Source organism: Bradyrhizobium arachidis (assembly GCF_015291705.1).
Taxonomy (GTDB): domain Bacteria; phylum Pseudomonadota; class Alphaproteobacteria; order Rhizobiales; family Xanthobacteraceae; genus Bradyrhizobium; species Bradyrhizobium arachidis.
On the sequence record NZ_CP030050.1, the window covers coordinates 5,656,722 to 5,672,956 of the forward strand.

At 65.4% G+C, this 16,235-nt stretch carries 16 protein-coding genes; 10 read left to right on the top strand and 6 right to left on the bottom strand.

Features of this window, described 5'->3' with window-relative positions; all coding sequences use genetic code 11:
* The first annotated feature begins 65 nt into the window (after positions 1-65).
* Entirely contained in the window at positions 66-821 is a 756-nt protein-coding gene (locus WN72_RS26445) for an SDR family oxidoreductase (RefSeq protein WP_092214078.1), read from the top strand.
* Between the two features lie 73 nt (positions 822-894).
* Here the strand turns inward: WN72_RS26445 and WN72_RS26450 are convergent, their stop codons facing one another.
* The gene (locus tag WN72_RS26450; protein ID WP_027559397.1) at positions 895-2,232 is read right to left on the bottom strand and encodes a S41 family peptidase; all 1,338 of its coding nucleotides are present in this window, start codon (positions 2,230-2,232) and stop codon (positions 895-897) included.
* Positions 2,233-2,551: 319 nt separating this feature from the next.
* Here WN72_RS26450 and WN72_RS26455 point away from each other — a divergent pair, with 319 nt between their 5' ends.
* The 8 genes from WN72_RS26455 to WN72_RS26490 all read left to right on the top strand — a co-directional run bounded on the left by WN72_RS26455 (position 2,552) and on the right by WN72_RS26490 (position 9,195).
* Entirely contained in the window at positions 2,552-3,685 is a 1,134-nt protein-coding gene (locus tag WN72_RS26455; RefSeq protein ID WP_092214076.1) for an alpha-hydroxy acid oxidase, read from the top strand.
* An 8-nt stretch (positions 3,686-3,693) separates the two neighbouring features.
* Positions 3,694-4,323 carry an HAD family hydrolase gene (locus WN72_RS26460; RefSeq protein ID WP_167380698.1) on the top strand — a complete coding sequence of 210 codons (630 nt, stop codon included), beginning with the start codon at positions 3,694-3,696 and terminating at the stop codon, positions 4,321-4,323.
* 167 nt (positions 4,324-4,490) lie between these two features.
* Positions 4,491-4,685 carry a hypothetical protein gene (locus tag WN72_RS26465; protein ID WP_027559400.1) on the top strand — a complete coding sequence of 65 codons (195 nt, stop codon included), beginning with the start codon at positions 4,491-4,493 and terminating at the stop codon, positions 4,683-4,685.
* Between the two features lie 231 nt (positions 4,686-4,916).
* On the top strand, positions 4,917-6,128 hold the full coding sequence (locus WN72_RS26470) for a molybdopterin molybdotransferase MoeA (RefSeq protein ID WP_092214075.1): 1,212 nt from the start codon (positions 4,917-4,919) through the stop codon (positions 6,126-6,128).
* 176 nt (positions 6,129-6,304) lie between these two features.
* A complete protein-coding gene (lexA, locus tag WN72_RS26475) occupies positions 6,305-7,006 on the top strand; it encodes a transcriptional repressor LexA (protein ID WP_027559402.1) in 702 nt (233 codons plus the stop codon).
* Between the two features lie 202 nt (positions 7,007-7,208).
* Positions 7,209-7,421 (top strand): hypothetical protein, encoded by a 213-nt coding sequence (locus WN72_RS26480; protein ID WP_092214073.1) that lies wholly within the window; start codon positions 7,209-7,211, stop codon positions 7,419-7,421.
* Positions 7,422-7,615: 194 nt separating this feature from the next.
* Positions 7,616-8,050 (top strand): hypothetical protein, encoded by a 435-nt coding sequence (locus tag WN72_RS26485; protein ID WP_027559404.1) that lies wholly within the window; start codon positions 7,616-7,618, stop codon positions 8,048-8,050.
* A 203-nt stretch (positions 8,051-8,253) separates the two neighbouring features.
* Complete coding sequence (locus tag WN72_RS26490; protein ID WP_092214071.1) at positions 8,254-9,195, top strand: GAF domain-containing protein; 942 nt, start codon at positions 8,254-8,256, stop codon at positions 9,193-9,195.
* A gap of 9 nt (positions 9,196-9,204) precedes the next feature.
* Here WN72_RS26490 and WN72_RS26495 read toward each other — a convergent pair whose 3' ends face one another.
* The 5 genes from WN72_RS26495 to WN72_RS26515 all read right to left on the bottom strand — a co-directional run bounded on the left by WN72_RS26495 (position 9,205) and on the right by WN72_RS26515 (position 14,724).
* The gene (locus WN72_RS26495; protein ID WP_092214070.1) at positions 9,205-11,487 is read right to left on the bottom strand and encodes a ComEC/Rec2 family competence protein; all 2,283 of its coding nucleotides are present in this window, start codon (positions 11,485-11,487) and stop codon (positions 9,205-9,207) included.
* 96 nt (positions 11,488-11,583) lie between these two features.
* Positions 11,584-11,817, bottom strand: coding sequence for a DUF2171 domain-containing protein (locus WN72_RS26500; RefSeq protein ID WP_027559407.1), 234 nt, complete (start codon positions 11,815-11,817; stop codon positions 11,584-11,586).
* Positions 11,818-11,996: 179 nt separating this feature from the next.
* Positions 11,997-12,383, bottom strand: a complete 387-nt coding sequence (locus WN72_RS26505; protein WP_092214067.1) for a nuclear transport factor 2 family protein — start codon at positions 12,381-12,383, stop codon at positions 11,997-11,999.
* 9 nt (positions 12,384-12,392) lie between these two features.
* Complete coding sequence (locus WN72_RS26510; protein ID WP_092214065.1) at positions 12,393-14,069, bottom strand: glutamine--tRNA ligase/YqeY domain fusion protein; 1,677 nt, start codon at positions 14,067-14,069, stop codon at positions 12,393-12,395.
* A 79-nt stretch (positions 14,070-14,148) separates the two neighbouring features.
* Complete coding sequence (locus WN72_RS26515; protein WP_092214063.1) at positions 14,149-14,724, bottom strand: NAD(P)H-dependent oxidoreductase; 576 nt, start codon at positions 14,722-14,724, stop codon at positions 14,149-14,151.
* A 67-nt stretch (positions 14,725-14,791) separates the two neighbouring features.
* Here WN72_RS26515 and gltX point away from each other — a divergent pair, with 67 nt between their 5' ends.
* Complete coding sequence (gene gltX, locus WN72_RS26520) at positions 14,792-16,222, top strand: glutamate--tRNA ligase (RefSeq protein WP_092214060.1); 1,431 nt, start codon at positions 14,792-14,794, stop codon at positions 16,220-16,222.
* Positions 16,223-16,235 lie beyond the last annotated feature (13 nt).

The following is a 16,235-nucleotide window of genomic DNA, read 5'->3' on the forward strand; positions in this document are numbered from 1 at the left end:
GGGTTGCTCGCTGCCGGGGTCTTCTGGGTTGCCGTGGCCTTCACCTCCATCGAAAGGCGGCAACCATGAAGATGACCGGCAACACGATCCTCATCACCGGCGGCACCAGCGGCATCGGCCGCGCGCTGGCCGAAGCTTTCCACGACCGCGGCAATCGCGTCATCGTCACCGGCAGGCGGCAGGCCCTGCTCGATCAGATCGCGGCTGAACGCCCCGGCCTGATCGGCCTGCCGCTCGACCTCGATGATGCCACGGAGCTACCGCGCCTGTCGGCTGATCTGTGCGCGCGCTTCCCCGAGCTCAACGTGCTGATCGCCAATGCCGGCATCTCGCGGCCGGAGGACATGACGGCGGACGGCTGGGATGCTTCCGATGCAGAAGCCATCGTCGCGACCAACATTGTCGGCGTGCTGCGCGTCACGGCGGCATTTCTGCCGCTCCTGAAGACGCAGCGGAACGCCACGATCATCGCGACCAGCTCGAACCTTGCCTTCGTGCCCCGCGCCGACTTCCCGACCTACTGCGCCAGCAAGGCGTTCCTGCACTCCTGGCTGCAATCATTGCGGCACCAGCTCCGCAGGATTCCGGTCGAGGTGCTGGAGCTCGCGCCGCCCTATGTGCAGACCGAGCTCACCGGCACGCAGCAGGCCAGCGACGCGCGCGCCATGCCGCTTGCCGCCTACATCGCGGAAGTGATGCAACTGCTGGAGCTGCGGGTTCACCCTCGCGACGAGGTGCTGGTCGAGCGCGACCGCGCCCGCCGCTGGGCCGAGCGCGACGGCCGCTACGAGGCGACCTTCGCAGCCATGAATCCGAGCTGAGCCGGCGCCCAAAACGAATTCGCCCGGGAGCGGTATCCACTCCCGGGCGATCGATGTCTCGACGTTGTAGGGTTTAGTTCGGCACCGCAGCCTTCGGCGCGGGCTTGGCGGCGACCGCATTCGCGGTCTGGCCGTGGAGGAAATCGTAAGCCGCGTGCAGCGCCTTGTCGTCCTCCTCCTTCGGAGGAACGTAGGACTGCGATCCGGTCTGCTCCGTGCCGTCGGCAGCCGAGAGGTGGCCGCGCATCTGCGACTCCGCCATGGTGTCCATCCGGCCCTTCAGCTCCGCCGGCACGTCCTGGAGGATCTCGATGTCGGGCGCGATGCCCTGGGCCTGGATCGAGCGGCCCGACGGCGTGTAGTAGCGCGCGGTGGTCAGCGCCAGCGCGCCGTTGCCGGTGCCGAGCGGGATGATGGTCTGCACCGAGCCCTTGCCGAACGAGCGCGTGCCGATGATCGTCGCGCGCTTGTGATCATGCAGCGCACCGGCCACGATCTCCGAGGCCGAAGCCGAACCGCCATTGACCAGGATCACGAGCGGCTTGCCCTTGGTGAGGTCGCCGCCATGCGCGGTGAAGCGCTGAGTCTCTTCCGGATTGCGGCCGCGGGTCGAGACGACCTCGCCACGCTGCAGGAAGGCGCTCGATACCGACACGGCCTGGTCGAGCAGGCCGCCCGGGTTGTTGCGCAGGTCCATCACATAGCCGACGAGCTTCTCCTGCGGGACCTGCTTGGAGATCGCGGCGATCGCCTTCTTCAGCCCGTCGGTGGTCTGCTCGTTGAACGAAGTGACGCGGATATAGCCGATGTCGCCATTCTCGACATGGAATCGCACCGGGCGCACGTGGATGATCTCGCGCGTGATCGCGACATCGAGCGGCGCATCCGCGCCCTTGCGCACGATCGTGAGCTTGGTCTTGGTGTCGACCGGCCCCTTCATCTTGTTGACGGCCTGCTCGAGCGTCATGCCCTGCACGGCCTCGCCGTCGATCTTGGCGATGAGGTCGCCGGACATTATGCCGGCCTTGGATGCCGGCGTGTCGTCGATCGGCGAGACGACCTTGACCAGGCCCTCCTCCATCGTGACCTCGATGCCGAGGCCGCCGAACTCGCCGGAGGTGGTCTCCTGCATCTCGGTCCAGGCCTTGTCGTTCATGTAGCGCGAATGCGGATCGAGCGATGTCACCATGCCCGTGATCGCACCTTCGATCAGCTTGGCATTGTCGGGCTTCTCGACATAGCTCGCCTTCACGCGCTCGAAGACCTCGCCGAACAGGTTGAGCTGGTTATACGCATCATCCGCGCTCGCTGCCGCCCGTGCCGCCCATACGCCGCCATGGGGGCTCGCTACCAGAAGGGTCAGACACGCTCCGGTGAGCGCGCCCAGGGGGAACAGCAGGGATTTCCGCATGGAGGGCCTTCTTAGCTGGCGGTTCTCTTTGGAGGTCTGGAAGCCGCCATGCAAATGGCGATCCAGCCCGCTTCTCACAACACCATTCAGGTTTCTTCATGGCCGGGCTGCCACGCTGGCGGGTGCATGGCAAAAATCCCTCTCGCCAAAAAGCCTTGGCCCGAGACCTAAACTTTTGGCAACGTTCCGAAATCGTTTCACGCACAGCGGAATCGGTCGGATGGGCCACGCCTCGCAGGTATGCGATCTTAGGATGGTTTTGCAGGTCCGGACGGGCTAAGGCGATGAGACAAGGCTTCAAATTCTCGGGAGGATAACAATGAACGAAGCACCCCGCATCCGGCCGGAACGGAACGTCGAGCTCGGCGCCAGCAACGAGCCGTTCCAAAATCTGCACGAATTCGTCCGGAAGGCGCGTGCCAACCTCAACCAGAATGCCTGGGACTACATCGTCGGCGCCGCCGAGACAGAGACCACGATGCGCCGCAACCGCATGGCGCTGGACGAGATCGCCTTCCGCCCGCGCGTGCTGCGTGACGTCCGCAAGGTCGACGGCTCGGTCGAGCAGTTTGGCCGCAGGATGCGCCTGCCGGTGGTGCTGGCCCCGGTCGGCGCGCTCGAGATTTTTGACCCCGATGGCGCCGCGAGCGTCGCGCGCGCGGCCGGCACCTTCGGTGCGGCGCATATGCTGAGCTCGGTGTCGGAGCCTGGTCTGGAGAAGACCGCCGAGGCTGCCCCCGATGCGCTGCGCCTCTACCAGCTCTATGTCCGCGGTGACGATGCCTTCGTCGCCGATGTCGTCGCCAGGAGCGAGAAGAACGCCTACGCCGCGTTCTGCCTGACCGTGGACACCGCCCATTACAGCCGTCGCGAACGTGACATCGCCAAGCGCTATGTTCGCGAGAGCCGCCTGCGCGCCACCGGGGGCGACTACCAGAAGGGCCTGGAGTGGCGGACCGTGAAGATGATCAAGGACAAGTTCAAGATACCCCTGATCCTCAAGGGCATCGCCACCGCCGAGGATGCGCTGATCGCGCTCGACCATGGCGTCGAGTGGATCTACGTCTCCAACCATGGCGGGCGCCAGCTCGATCACGGCCGTGGCGCCATGCATGTGCTCCCTGAGATCGTCGAGGCCGTGAAGGGCCGCGCCAAGATCATGGTCGACGGCGGCTTCTGCCGCGGCACCGACATCGTCAAGGCGGTAGCGGCGGGCGCCGATCTCGTCGGTATCGGCCGGCTGCAATGCTGGGCGCTGGCGGCGGCGGGCGAAGCCGGCGTCACGCGGATGCTGGAACTGCTGGAGGACGAGGTGCTGCGCTGCCTCGGCCTGTTGGGCGCCACATCCTTCGCCGAGGTCAGCAAGTCCTGCCTGCATCCGGCGACCGCGACCAATGCGCCGGGCGTGTTCAGCGGGTTCCCGCTGTTCGATCACGACCCCTACCGGTACTGAATGAAAGGATGCAGGTGACCTCGCTCTCTCCCGGCAGCGCCGATGCGCTTCTGTTCGATCTCGGGCGCGTGGTGCTCGACATCGATTTCTCCAAGGCGATCGACTGCTGGGCGGGACATGCCGGCTGCAAGCCCGAAGCCATCGTCGCGCGCTATGTGCGCGACGAGGCCTACCGGCTGCACGAGGTCGGCAAGATCAGCGACGAGGACTATTTCGCCTCGCTGCGCACCTCACTCGGGATCGGCATTTCCGACGCGCAGTTCCTGGAGGGCTGGAACGCGATCTTCGCCGGCGAGATGCCGGACATTGCCGAGCTGTTGCCGCGCGCGGCGCGGCAAATGCCGCTCTACGCCTTCTCCAACACCAACCGGCCGCACGTGGACTATTTCTCGAAGGAATATGCCGACCTGCTCGGCCATTTCCGCGAGGTCTACCTGTCCTCCAGCATCGGCCTGCGCAAGCCGGACGCGGAGGCTTTCGACCATGTCGTGGCCGCCATCGGCGTGCCGGCCAACCGGATCGTATTCTTCGACGATCTTGCCGAGAACATCGAGGGAGCCCGCGCCCGCGGCTTGACCGCGGTGCATGTGACCTCGCCCACCGATGTCGGGAACGCCTTGAAGGCACTCGGGGTTTGACGTTGGGGGCCGGTTCGGCCCGTCGCTGGGGCGCGCCGGTGCTGGACCTAATTTGGCGCAAAATGAGGAACCCAATCACTTTGTGCAATTTTGTACGGAGTTCCCGGAACGAATACCGGCTTCCGGACTCATGAGTCCGTTGGGAATTCTACATCAGGCTTATCGTCGTGTTGGGCAAAACCTACCTCACCAAGCAGGCCTCGCTGCTGATGAAATACGCCAGAACCACCTCGGATTCTGAGCTCTCCGCCAAGCTGATCAGCAAGGCCGCCGACCTGAAATCGCAGGCCGATCCGCTGCCCGACAAGGATCAGAGTCCCAAAGCGCCGGACGTCAGTCCGGACGAGCAGCCGGGGAGTTGACCGATGCTGGCCGTGGCACTCGTCCTTCTCGTCCTCGCCATGGCCATCCTCGTCCCGGTCTGTCTCGCCTTCTGGATCATGCCGCGGCGGACTTGACGTCTATCCTTCACTGCAGAGCGGACAACGCAGGATGAATCATCCTGCGTGATCGCCTTTTTGCCTCTGCGCCTGCACTCGGCTAGAACTCTCGCCGCCGATTTGCCCGAACGGGCGCAGCTGGAGTTTTCACCCGTGGCCCTGATGCCGGTTTCTGACGCGCTTGCCGCGGTGCTTGCCGGCGCAGAGCCGCTGCCTGAAGAAATGCTCGCCCTCGACCAGGCCTTCCAGCGCGTGCTTGCCCACGACGTCGCGGCGCGGCGCACCCAGCCGCCGCAGGCGATGTCGGCGATGGATGGCTATGCGGTGCGTGCGGCCGACGCCGCCAAGATCGATTCCCAGCTTACCGTGATCGGCGAGGTCGCGGCGGGGCGGCCGTTTGCAGGATCGGTCGGCGCCGGCGAAGCCGTGCGGATCTTCACCGGCGGCGTCGTTCCCGACGGCGCAGACGCGATCGTGATCCAGGAGGACACGGTTGCGGACGGCAGGCGCATCACGATCAAGGAAGCGGCCGTGACGGGACGACACATCCGCCCCGCCGGCGTCGATTTCAGCGAGGGCGACGTGCTGCTGCGCAAGGGCATCCGGCTGACGGAGCGCGACCTCGCGCTCGCCGCCGGCATGAATCACCCGTTTCTACCCGTCCACCGCCGCCCGAAGGTCGCGATTCTCGCCACCGGCGACGAGCTGGTGATGCCGGGCACCACGCCTGGCCCCGGCCAGATCGTCTATTCCAACGGCTATGCCCTGCACGCGCTCGCCCGCAGCGAGGGCGCCGATACCGTCGATCTCGGTGTTGCCGCCGATACCCTGGACGCCACCACCGCGGGCATACGCCGCGCCCGCGCGAGCGGCGCCGACATCCTGATCACCACCGGCGGCGCCTCGGTCGGCGACCACGATCTGGTCCAGCAGGCGCTGAAGGCCGAGGGCACCGCGATGACGTTCTGGAAGATCGCGATGCGGCCCGGCAAGCCGATGATGCATGGAAGGTTGGCGGCGATGCGCGTGATCGGCCTGCCCGGCAATCCCGTGTCATCCTATGTGTGCGCCTTCCTGTTCATGGTGCCGCTGATTCGGGCGCTGTCGGGCCGCTCCGTGATTCACCATCGCCGCGAGCGCGCGGTGCTGGGCCGCGACGTCGGCGCCAACGACCAGCGCGAAGATTATCTGCGCGCACGCCTGGAGACGCGCGACGACGGCACGCTGATCGCCCTTCCCGTCAATCACCAGGATTCCTCGCTGCTTGCGAATCTCGCTGCGGCACAGGCACTTCTCGTGCGCGCGCCGTTCGCGCCGAAGGCCGAAGCCGGCACACCTTGCGAGGTGCTGCGCCTGCCGGTCTGAACGCGCTGGCCACACGCGTGACGCGAACTTTGTCGCGTTCACGGTAAATTAAGCAGTTGCGGAACATGTATCGAACATATAGTGTCCGTTCATGATTTGTTTCGAGCATGCAGCGGCTTATCGCTGAATTCAGCGTCTCGGAATCGAACGACATCAACCGGGGGATTTTGGTCGAGATGTTAACGCGCAAACAGTACGAGCTCCTGCGGTTCATCAGCGAGCGACTGAAGGAAAGCGGCGTACCGCCCTCCTTCGACGAGATGAAGGACGCGCTCGATCTGCGCTCGAAATCAGGCATCCATCGCCTGATCACCGCGCTCGAGGAGCGCGGCTTCATCCGCCGCCTGCCCAACCGCGCCCGCGCCATCGAGGTGATCAAGCTGCCCGAGCTGCAGGCGGCCGCCGGCAATCGCCGCGGCTTCACGCCGAGCGTCATCGAGGGCAATCTCGGCAAGGTCCGCACGACCTCCAGCCCGCCTGCGGACGAGGGCGAGCGTCCCGTCGCGGTGCCGGTGATGGGCCGGATCGCGGCCGGCACGCCGATCGAGGCGTTGCAGACCCGCAGCCACACCATCAGCGTCCCGCCCGATATGCTCGGCTCGGGCGAGCACTACGCGCTCGAAGTGCGCGGCGATTCCATGGTGGAAGCCGGCATCCTCGACGGCGACATGGCGCTGATCCAGCGCAACGAGAGCGCCGACACCGGCGACATCGTGGTGGCGCTGATCGACGACGAGGAAGCGACCTTGAAACGCTTCCGCCGCCGCGGCGCCTCGATCGCGCTCGAGCCCGCCAATGCGGCCTATGAGGTGCGCATCCTGCCGCCGAACCGGGTCAAGATTCAGGGCAAGCTGATCGGGCTTTATCGGAAGTACTGATACCGCAAGTACTAAGCGCGCTGTCCGCGCGCTTCGATCGGCATCGCCGACCAGAGATCGGAGCGGATGATTGTCCGCTCCCGCTGGATAGTCTTTCTGGTTTCGCGCAGATTATCCGGCCCCTCCTCTAGCGCTACATCCTCGCCACGCCGCACGAAGCAGCACCGCTCCGGATCGGCTTTCGAAGGTTGGAGGAGATGTCATGCGCAAGATCATCCTGAGCACAGTAGCAGCGGCGCTGATCGCAGCATCAGCATCGCAAGCCGTTGCCGCACCATCGCACCGCCATGTCCGTAAGGAGACGGCCAAGGAAACGACCATGAGCGAGCAAGTCCGCAACGCGCGCAATGCGCTCACGCAACCATCACAACCGGTCTGGCCATACTCCGGTTGGTCGGCGCCGGCTGGCCACTGATACGCCCACCGAATGCACGAAAGCAGGCTTTGTTCCCGGGGGATTCGGGAAAGATAATGTGATCGCACGCTGCGGCAGCGAGCCGCAGATTTGCCTATAACCGGGCAGACGCTATGATGCTTCCACTCTGATAGAGGCCTGCGCCTCGTAAGACAGAGGCGCGGGTTGCTATCTCCGCATGAGGAGCACCCACGATGTGTGACTACAGCCTGCATGCCGTCGCATCGCGCCCTGCCGAGGTCGGCGAGACGATCGTGACGACAACGTTCCGCGGCACCTCGACGCGCGGCTTTGCCTCCGCGGCCGATCCGACCGTCGCGGTCTGCCTGCTGCCGGGAACGGAGCTCGCCTTCGCCGACAACGTCCGCTACGACAATCGCTGGATCTGGACGCGCACCGTCAACTCGCGTGTCGGCAAGTTCGGCAAGATTGATCCGCACATTCCCGATCGCCATCATGACGCGATCGAATTCCCCGACGGCAAATACGTCCTGGTGACTCAGCTCGTCGAAGGCCAGCAGGCAACCGTGCTGCAACTGCCCGTGACCCAGCCGCTCGGCGAGCGCGAGCACAAGCCGCAGGTCAGTGCCGAGAACCGCCCGACAACGCCGCGTCTGCCGATCGGTTGAAGCAGATATCCCCGGCCGCCAGGTCGGAGCCCGGAATTGAGATCGCCATCGCCGGCCGCGGCCGGCGACGTGGTGTTGTTTGTGTCTCTCGATATCCCACCTTCCCGTCGCACGAAGTTTGCGCGGCGCTGCCTGAATTTTGAACGTCCGTTTCACAGGCAAATGGCCGATGCTGTTCCGGCTTGGGACGGCGGACGGACTCGATGAAAACCTTCATTCGTGTCGTTGAACTCTGGGTGCCCGACAGGACGCGCATGCGTCTGGAATTCGGCGGCGGCCTCTACGGCGAAGGGCTGTCCGCGTTCAGGGCTGTGAGCGAAGATCTGCACTTCGGATATGACGAGGGGCTCCCCGGCAAGGCCTGGGCGTCCGGCCACCCGGTGATCCTCACCAAATTCGCCAACTCCTATTTCAAACGGACCGACCAAGCCCTTGCAGCCGGTCTCACCTGCGGCGTCGCGGTGCCGGTCTTTGCAGGCGAATTCCTGCAAGCGGTGATGGTGCTGTTCTGCGGCGACGACGAGGCGCATGTCGGCGCCATCGAGCTCTGGCACAACGACGCCGATACGTCCCACGAGATGAGGCTCGTCGACGGCTACTATGGCACCGCCGACATGTTCGAGTTCAACTCCCGCCACACCAGGTTTCCGCGCGGCTTCGGCCTGCCCGGACGCACCTGGAAAGCGGGCCTGCCGCTGATCATCAAGGACCTGCACAACGCCAAGAGCTTTCTGCGCTGGGAGGACGCGGCCGAAGTCGGGATCAACCTCGGCGTCGGCATCCCCTACCGAGCCGGCACTGAGAAGACCTGGGTTCTGACATTCCTCTCCGCGCAGGCAACGCCGATTGCGCGGCGCTTCGAGATCTGGGTGCCGAACGAGATTCGTTCGGCGCTGGTCTTCCACGCCGGCGATTGTGGCGCGCAGACCGACCTCTCCGCGCTCTATGCGAACAAATCCATCGCCAGGAGCGAGGGCAGCATCGGCGGCGCCTGGGCCACCGGCATGCCCGCGCTCAATGACGATCTCGCGCATGACGGCTCGATCTCCGGCTCCGAGGCCCAAACAGCCGGACTGAGCCGGATGGTGGCGCTACCGGTGATCGGAGGTGCGGGACTCGACGCCGTGCTGGCCTGGTACTTGTAGCCGATCTGCTCAGTCATCGGCCTGCAAGTCGGCCTCGGACGGCGTTGCGTCCCGGTTGCGGAGCGTCGCCGCCTGCGGCGCAAGGCTCGTCCCGAAATCAGCCTCGCTCGCGATCGCCGGCGACCATGGACGGTCCGTGCCCCTCGCCTTCACTGCCTGGACCGCGAAGCCGTCGCCGCGATGTGTCAGGGCGAGCGCTCCTTGTGCGGCAAGACGCTGCCGGTCGACCACCATCGCCGCGCAATCCGGCGGCGCGGGCCTTGCCGTCACCACCAGTGCAGCGCGACTGCAATCATCCGCCAGCGCGTCGATCCGAAGGGACAGCGCCACCAGCCGCCCGTCGGCGAGCGGCGTGACGCAGCCGGCCTCGTCGCATGACCCGCCGTCAGCCAATGCGGCACTGCCGGCCTCGCGCGCATCGGCGTCGGCGGCGAGCCACTCCTTGAGCAGAAAACCGTCCTTGCTGGCCCTGATCAGATGCAGGCGCCCGTCCCTGCCCCGCACCGCGACGCTCTGGCCGTCCCCGGCAATCAGAATGTCGGGCTGGCGCGCCGCGAGGCCCCAGAGGATCGCCGCCAGCAGCACCACGGCGCCGGACCAGCGCAGCGGCGTGCGCAACAAACCCATCACGATGACCCCGAGGCTCGCCGCGATCAGCGGGCCTATGCCGAAGGCCGGGATGCGGCCGACCGCGCCTGGCAAGCCCGCCACCCAGCGCGAGACTGCGATCATCCAGTCGATGCCGATCCCCATCAGCCACCAGAACACGCCGTCGAGCCCGAACGGTGCCGCAAGCAGGCTCAATAGCCCGGCCGGCATGACCAGCGCCGAGACCACCGGCATGGCGCCGAGATTGGCGAGCACGCCGAACGGCGTGACGCGGTGGAAGTGGAAGGCGGCGTAGGGCGTGGTCGCAAGCCCCGCGATCAGCGAGGCCAGGAACAGCATCGCGATCTCGCGCCCGCCCCACAGCGCGATCCGCGCGGTCGTGGAATGATCGGGCGAGGCAAACAAATTGGGCATGCCGATCTGCACCAGCGCAACAAGTCCCAGCGTCGCGGCGAAGGACATTTGAAAACTCGGATGCACAAGTGCTTCCGGCGCGACCGCGAGCACGATCAGCGCTGCCACGGCCAGCGTGCGGAACGTGATGGCCCGGCGGTCGACCATCACTGCGATCAGCACCACCGCCGTCATGAAGAACGATCTTTGCGTCGCGACTTCCGCGCCCGACAGCAGCAGATAGAACGCCGCCGCGACCAGTGCCGCGGCCGCCGACCATTTCTTGATGGCGAAGCCGGCCGCAAGCCGCGGAATCAAGGCCAGCAGCGCGCGCACGGCGAAGAACACGACGCCGGCGACGACCGCCATGTGGTAGCCGGAGATCGACAGCACATGCCCCAGCCCCGAGATGAACATGGCGTCATTGACGGGCGTCGAGATCGCATCGCGCCGACCGGTCAGCAGCGCCGTCGCGATGGCGCGATTGTCGCCCTCGAGCGTCGCGCGGATGCGCGCGTCGATCGCATCGCGCAGGCCCTGCATGAACGCGGCATAGCGCAGCCGCAGGCCACCGGTATCCGGTGGCACGGACGCCGTGATCGCGCCCATCACGAAGCCGGAGGCGCCGATGCCCTGGAAGAACAGGTCGCGCGAGAAATCGTAGCTGCCGGGTCGCACCGGCGAGATCGGCGGCAACAACCGCGCCTTCAGCTGCACGAAGCTGCCGACCTCGGGCGCGGTCCCCTTGCGCACCGACAAGCGCACGCGCTCGAGTTTTACATCACTGCGCTGCGCCTCCATCGCGGTAACACGAAGGACAAAACGGTCGGTGCGCTCGCGGATGTCGCGGGTCTCGACGAAGCCCGACAGCGAGACCGAATAGAGCGGCTTTGCCAGCACCGTGTGCGCGATACGCGCCGTCTTCCAGGTCGCCACGGCCAGGCCGGCCGCGACCGTCGCGATCAGGAGCGCAGGCGCAAACCACCGGCTCCGCCGCAACAGGACCGCACCACAGATGAGCGCGACCGCGGTGGCGGCAACGACCCACAGCACCGGCTCATGATCGGCCGCGAAGTACAGCGCGATGCCGCCGCCGAACGCGACAGGCACCCACGGCAACAGCCGCCCGGCGCCGGCCTCCGCGCGCGCCCATTCGCGCAGCGTCTCGACGATCGCGGGCCAAAGGCCGGAGCCCGCCGGCGCAAAGCCGCCCGCCGAGGCGGTTCGGCCCGTCGGCCAAGTTCCCGCGATCCCTTGCGAGACACGCTGCGGCCGGCCCGGCTCCGCCATCCCCTAGCACCCTGCGATACGCGACGGGTGCCGAGGCTACCGGAACGTGCAGGCGGACGAATAGCGGTACGGATCAGGAACGGACGGAGGCCCGCCCTACTTTTCCTCTTCCATCGTCACAGCGACATCCGCTTTCGCCGACAGGCGCACCTTGTTGCCTTCGACGTCGGCAACGAGGCCCTTGTCGATGAAGTGATGGTGCCCCTTGTGGCTGCCCTCGCCGCTGTCCTTCTTGGTCAGCTTGATGCGATTGCCCTCGACCCGGTCGACGGTGCCGATGTGGACGCCGTCGGCGCCGATGACTTCCATATGCTCTGCGATGTTCTGCATGGCGGATCCTTGGTTGGGAATCCATCTCAACGCAGCCGACGCGCGTTCGTTTCCATCGTCATTCCGGGACGCGCCCCTTGGCGCGAGCCCGGAATCCATAACCACGAGCCGGAATTATGGATTCCGGGCCCGGCCCTTCGGGCCATCCCGGAATGACGGAGCCAATGGAATACGGTGCGCTAGATCAGCGGCAGCTGCGACGAGGCGTGGTGATTGACGATCTTCCAGTCGCCGTCCTCGCGCATGATGACCCAGCTCATCTTGACGATGAGATCGTCCCGCTCGCCTGCGAGGTCGAACGTGATGGTGGCTGCCATGTTGATCAGGTCAGGGCCGGCCTGCGCCGCGTTCACCTCGGAAAAGGCCGCAGATGGCTTGCGCCAGCGCGGCAGGCCGTTGAAGTAATCGGCAACGCCGTCCCTGCCCTGATAGAGCTTTGGATTCGAGCCGAAGAAGAAGGCATTCTTCGCATAGAGCGACGACAGCGCGCCGGCGTCGAGCGTTGCGAAGCCGGCGCACCATTTCGCGATGATGGCGGAAACGATGGCGTCGGCTTCACTACTCATCTCAGATCCTCAGCCTTTGGCGACTTCCTTCGCGAACGTATCACGCAGGCCGATGGTGCGGGAGAACACCGGCTTGCCCGGCGTCGAGTCCTTGTCGCGCACGAAATAGCCCTGGCGCTCGAACTGCATCGGCTCCATCGAATTGCTCTCGGCGACCGATGCCTCGACCCGCGCATCGGAGAGGATCTCCAGCGAGTTCGGATTGAGATCGGCCGCGAAGTTCGAGGCGTCCGGGCTCGGATTGGCGAACAGCTGGTTGTAGATGCGGATCTCCGCCGGCTTCGATGCTGCCGCCGGCAGCCAGTGCATGGTCGCCTTGACCTTGCGGCCGTCGGGCGCGTTGCCGCCCTTGGTCGCCGGGTCGTAAGTGCAGCGCAGCTCCACGACCTCGCCCTTGTCGTTCTTGATCACGCCGGTGCACTTGACGAAATAGGCATAGCGCAGGCGCACCTCGTTGCCCGGCGACAGGCGGAAGAACTTCTTCGGCGGGTTCTCCATGAAGTCGTCCTGCTCGATATAGAGCTCGCGGCCGAACGTGATCTTGCGCGTGCCGGCCGAGGGATCGTCGGGATGATTGATCGCCTCGAGCTCCTCGGTCTGCCCTTCCGGATAGTTCTCGATGACGATCTTGAGCGGCCTCAAGACCGCCATGCGGCGCTGCGCCGTGCGGTTCAGCTCCTCGCGGATGCAGAACTCGAGCATGCCGACATCAACGACGCTGTTGGCCTTGGCCACACCGATGCGCTTGACGAATTCGCGTAAGGCGGCCGGCGGCACGCCGCGGCGGCGCATGCCCGCCACGGTCGGCATGCGCGGATCGTCCCAGCCGGCGACATGACCGTCGCGGACGAGCTGGGTCAGCACGCGCTTGGACAGCAGCGTGTAGGTCAGATTGAGCCGCGCCATTTCGTACTGGTGCGGCTCGGACGGCACCGGCAGCTTCTCGATGAACCAGTCGTAGAGCGGCCGATGGTCCTCGAACTCCAGCGTGCAGATCGAATGCGTGATGCCTTCAATGGCGTCCGACTGGCCGTGGGCGTAGTCGTAGCTCGGATAGATGCTCCACTTGGTTCCGGTGCGCGGATGGTGCGCATGAAGGATGCGGTAGAGCACGGGATCGCGCAGGTTGATGTTGCCCGAGGACATGTCGATCTTGGCCCGTAAAACGCGGGCACCGTTCGGAAATTCACCGGCCTTCATGCGGCGGAACAGGTCGAGGTTTTCGTCCACACTGCGGTCGCGGAAGGGCGAGTTCTTGCCAGGCTCGGTCAGCGTGCCGCGCGAGAGGCGGATCTCCTCCTGGGTCTGGTCGTCGACATAGGCGAGCCCGTCGCGGATCAGCTGCTCGGCCCATTCGTACAGGCGGTCGAAATAGTCAGAGGCGAAGAACAGGTTCTTGCCCCAGTCGAAGCCGAGCCAGCGCACGTCGGCCTGGATGGAATCGATATATTCCTGCTCTTCCTTGACCGGGTTGGTATCGTCGAAGCGCAGATGGCAGCGCCCCGGAAACTCCTGGGCGATGCCGAAATTGAGCGCGATCGACTTGGCGTGGCCGATATGCAGGTAGCCGTTCGGCTCCGGCGGGAACCGGGTCACGATCTCCTTGTACTTGCCCTGATCGAGGTCGGCCTGGATGATGTCACGAATGAAATCGCGCCCAACCTCGCCTGCCACCGGTTCTGTCATTACGAAAATCCTGTAGGGAAATCAGCGGCCCTTCTGCCAAATTCGTGCCGAAAGGCCAAGCCCCATGGCAGCCCCCCGATCAAACTTCGGCGATCCTGGTGCGGACGCGTTCGACAAAGGCCGCCCGGGACGCCGGGGTGGAACGATCCATATCGTAGTGCGCCAGATAGAACGAGCGAACACCGGCGCCGCACATCGGCTTCAGCGCACGAAACAGGACTTTGCGGCCGGGGTCTTGCATGACAATCCGGGTCAGCCACCAGGGCGAGCCGTAGCTCGTCACGACGCCGAACGTTCGAATGTTGGTGAGCAACGGCCTGATACGCCCGCCCTTCAGATCGTGGGTAAACGCCGTTCCTGGCGCCCAGACCCGGTCAAAATAGCCCTTGAGCATGGCAGGCATCGAAAACGACCAATGTGGGAAGCAGAAGATGATGCCGTCGATGCGCCGCAAATCCGCAATGAGGCGTGCCACCGCACCCTCGGTATAGGAGCCCTGATAGTAGCTACGCCGCTCCGCCTCGGTCATCGCGGCACGGTAAAGGTCGGTCGCGATCACCTCATGCCGGCGCTTCAGCGTCTCGACGATGGTTTGGAACAGCGCGTGATTGTAGCTGTCCGCGAGTGGATGGCTATGAACCACCTGGATTAGCATTGGCAAAATCTCCCAACCCTATGATACACGGTCGCCCCACACCTTGACCGTCCCAGCTCACTATCGAATGACCACACCTCAAATCGTCACCCGCTTCGCTCCCTCCCCGACCGGCTTCCTCCATATTGGGGGTGCCCGCACGGCGCTGTTCAACTGGCTCTATGCGAAGAAGCACGGCGGCAAGATGCTGCTCCGGATCGAGGACACCGACCGGGAGCGCTCCACGGAAGCCGCGATCGGCGCCATCCTCGACGGCTTGAGGTGGCTCGAGCTCGGCTGGGACGGCGAGGTCATCTACCAGTTCAGCCGCGCCGCGCGCCACCGCGAGGTCGCCGAGCAGCTGCTCGCCGACGGCAAGGCCTATCGCTGCTACGCCACCGCCGAGGAGCTGACCGCAATGCGCGAGAAGGCGCGCGCGGAGGGCCGCACCCGCCTCTATGACGGCATGTGGCGCGACCGCGATCCGGCAACCGCGCCTGCCGACGTCAAGCCGACCATCCGACTGCGCGCCCCGCAGACCGGCGAGACCGTGATCGAGGATCAGGTCCAGGGCCGCGTGGTCTGGCAGAACGAGAATCTCGACGATCTCGTGCTGCTGCGCGGCGATGGCAACCCGACCTACATGCTCGCGGTGGTGGTGGACGACCACGACATGGGCGTCACCCACGTCATCCGCGGCGATGACCATCTGATCAACGCCGCCCGCCAGAAGCAGATCTATGATGCGATGGGCTGGGCGCTGCCGAGCATGTCCCACATCCCGCTGATCCACGGCCCGGACGGCTCAAAACTCTCCAAGCGCCACGGCGCGCTCGGCGTCGATGCCTACCGCGCCATGGGATACCTCCCGGCCGCGCTGCGCAACTACCTCGTCCGGCTCGGCTGGAGCCATGGTGACCAGGAAATCTTCTCGACCGAGGAGATGATCGCCGCGTTCGATCTCGCCAATGTCGGCCGCGCCGCCGCCCGGTTCGATTTCGCCAAGCTGGAAAACCTCAACGGCCACTACATCCGCAATGCCGACGATCAATCGCTCGTGAAGATGTTCGAGGACGTGCTCGACCACGTCGTGCCGGCCCGCGACGATATCAAGGCCAAGTTGAACGACACCACGCGGGCGCAACTGCTCAAGGCCATGCTGGCCCTCAAGGAGCGCGCCAAGACGCTGATCGAGCTGATCGACGGCGCCTATTTCATCTTCGCCGACCGGCCTCTGGAGCTCGATCCCAAGGCGGCCGCCCTGCTCACGCCGGAAAACCGCAAGCTGATCGGCCAGCTTCATTCCGCGCTGGAGAAAGTCGACACCTGGAGCGGCGCAACCACCGAAGCCGCACTGCGTACCTTTGCCGAGGAAAAAAGTCTCAAGCTCGGCGCGGTCGCCCAGCCCTTGCGGGCGGCGCTGACCGGCCGCACCACGTCGCCTGGTATATTTGAGGTTTTGGACGTGCTGGGACGCCAGGAGAGCCTTGGCCGTCTTAAGGATCAGGCCAAGGAATAGTCTACGACGTAAG

Coding starts and splice junctions, on each gene's coding strand:
- WN72_RS26510 (WP_092214065.1), bottom strand. CDS start 14,069: ATGACAGAACCGGTGGCAGGCGAGGTTGGGCGCGATTTCATTCGTGAC.
- WN72_RS26455 (WP_092214076.1), top strand. CDS start 2,552: ATGAACGAAGCACCCCGCATCCGGCCGGAACGGAACGTCGAGCTCGGC.
- WN72_RS26505 (WP_092214067.1), bottom strand. CDS start 12,383: ATGAGTAGTGAAGCCGACGCCATCGTTTCCGCCATCATCGCGAAATGG.
- WN72_RS26515 (WP_092214063.1), bottom strand. CDS start 14,724: ATGCTAATCCAGGTGGTTCATAGCCATCCACTCGCGGACAGCTACAAT.
- gltX (WP_092214060.1), top strand. CDS start 14,792: ATGACCACACCTCAAATCGTCACCCGCTTCGCTCCCTCCCCGACCGGC.
- WN72_RS26450 (WP_027559397.1), bottom strand. CDS start 2,232: ATGCGGAAATCCCTGCTGTTCCCCCTGGGCGCGCTCACCGGAGCGTGT.
- WN72_RS26490 (WP_092214071.1), top strand. CDS start 8,254: ATGAAAACCTTCATTCGTGTCGTTGAACTCTGGGTGCCCGACAGGACG.
- WN72_RS26460 (WP_167380698.1), top strand. CDS start 3,694: ATGCAGGTGACCTCGCTCTCTCCCGGCAGCGCCGATGCGCTTCTGTTC.
- WN72_RS26445 (WP_092214078.1), top strand. CDS start 66: ATGAAGATGACCGGCAACACGATCCTCATCACCGGCGGCACCAGCGGC.
- WN72_RS26500 (WP_027559407.1), bottom strand. CDS start 11,817: ATGCAGAACATCGCAGAGCATATGGAAGTCATCGGCGCCGACGGCGTC.
- WN72_RS26480 (WP_092214073.1), top strand. CDS start 7,209: ATGCGCAAGATCATCCTGAGCACAGTAGCAGCGGCGCTGATCGCAGCA.
- WN72_RS26495 (WP_092214070.1), bottom strand. CDS start 11,487: ATGGCGGAGCCGGGCCGGCCGCAGCGTGTCTCGCAAGGGATCGCGGGA.
- WN72_RS26485 (WP_027559404.1), top strand. CDS start 7,616: ATGTGTGACTACAGCCTGCATGCCGTCGCATCGCGCCCTGCCGAGGTC.
- lexA (WP_027559402.1), top strand. CDS start 6,305: ATGTTAACGCGCAAACAGTACGAGCTCCTGCGGTTCATCAGCGAGCGA.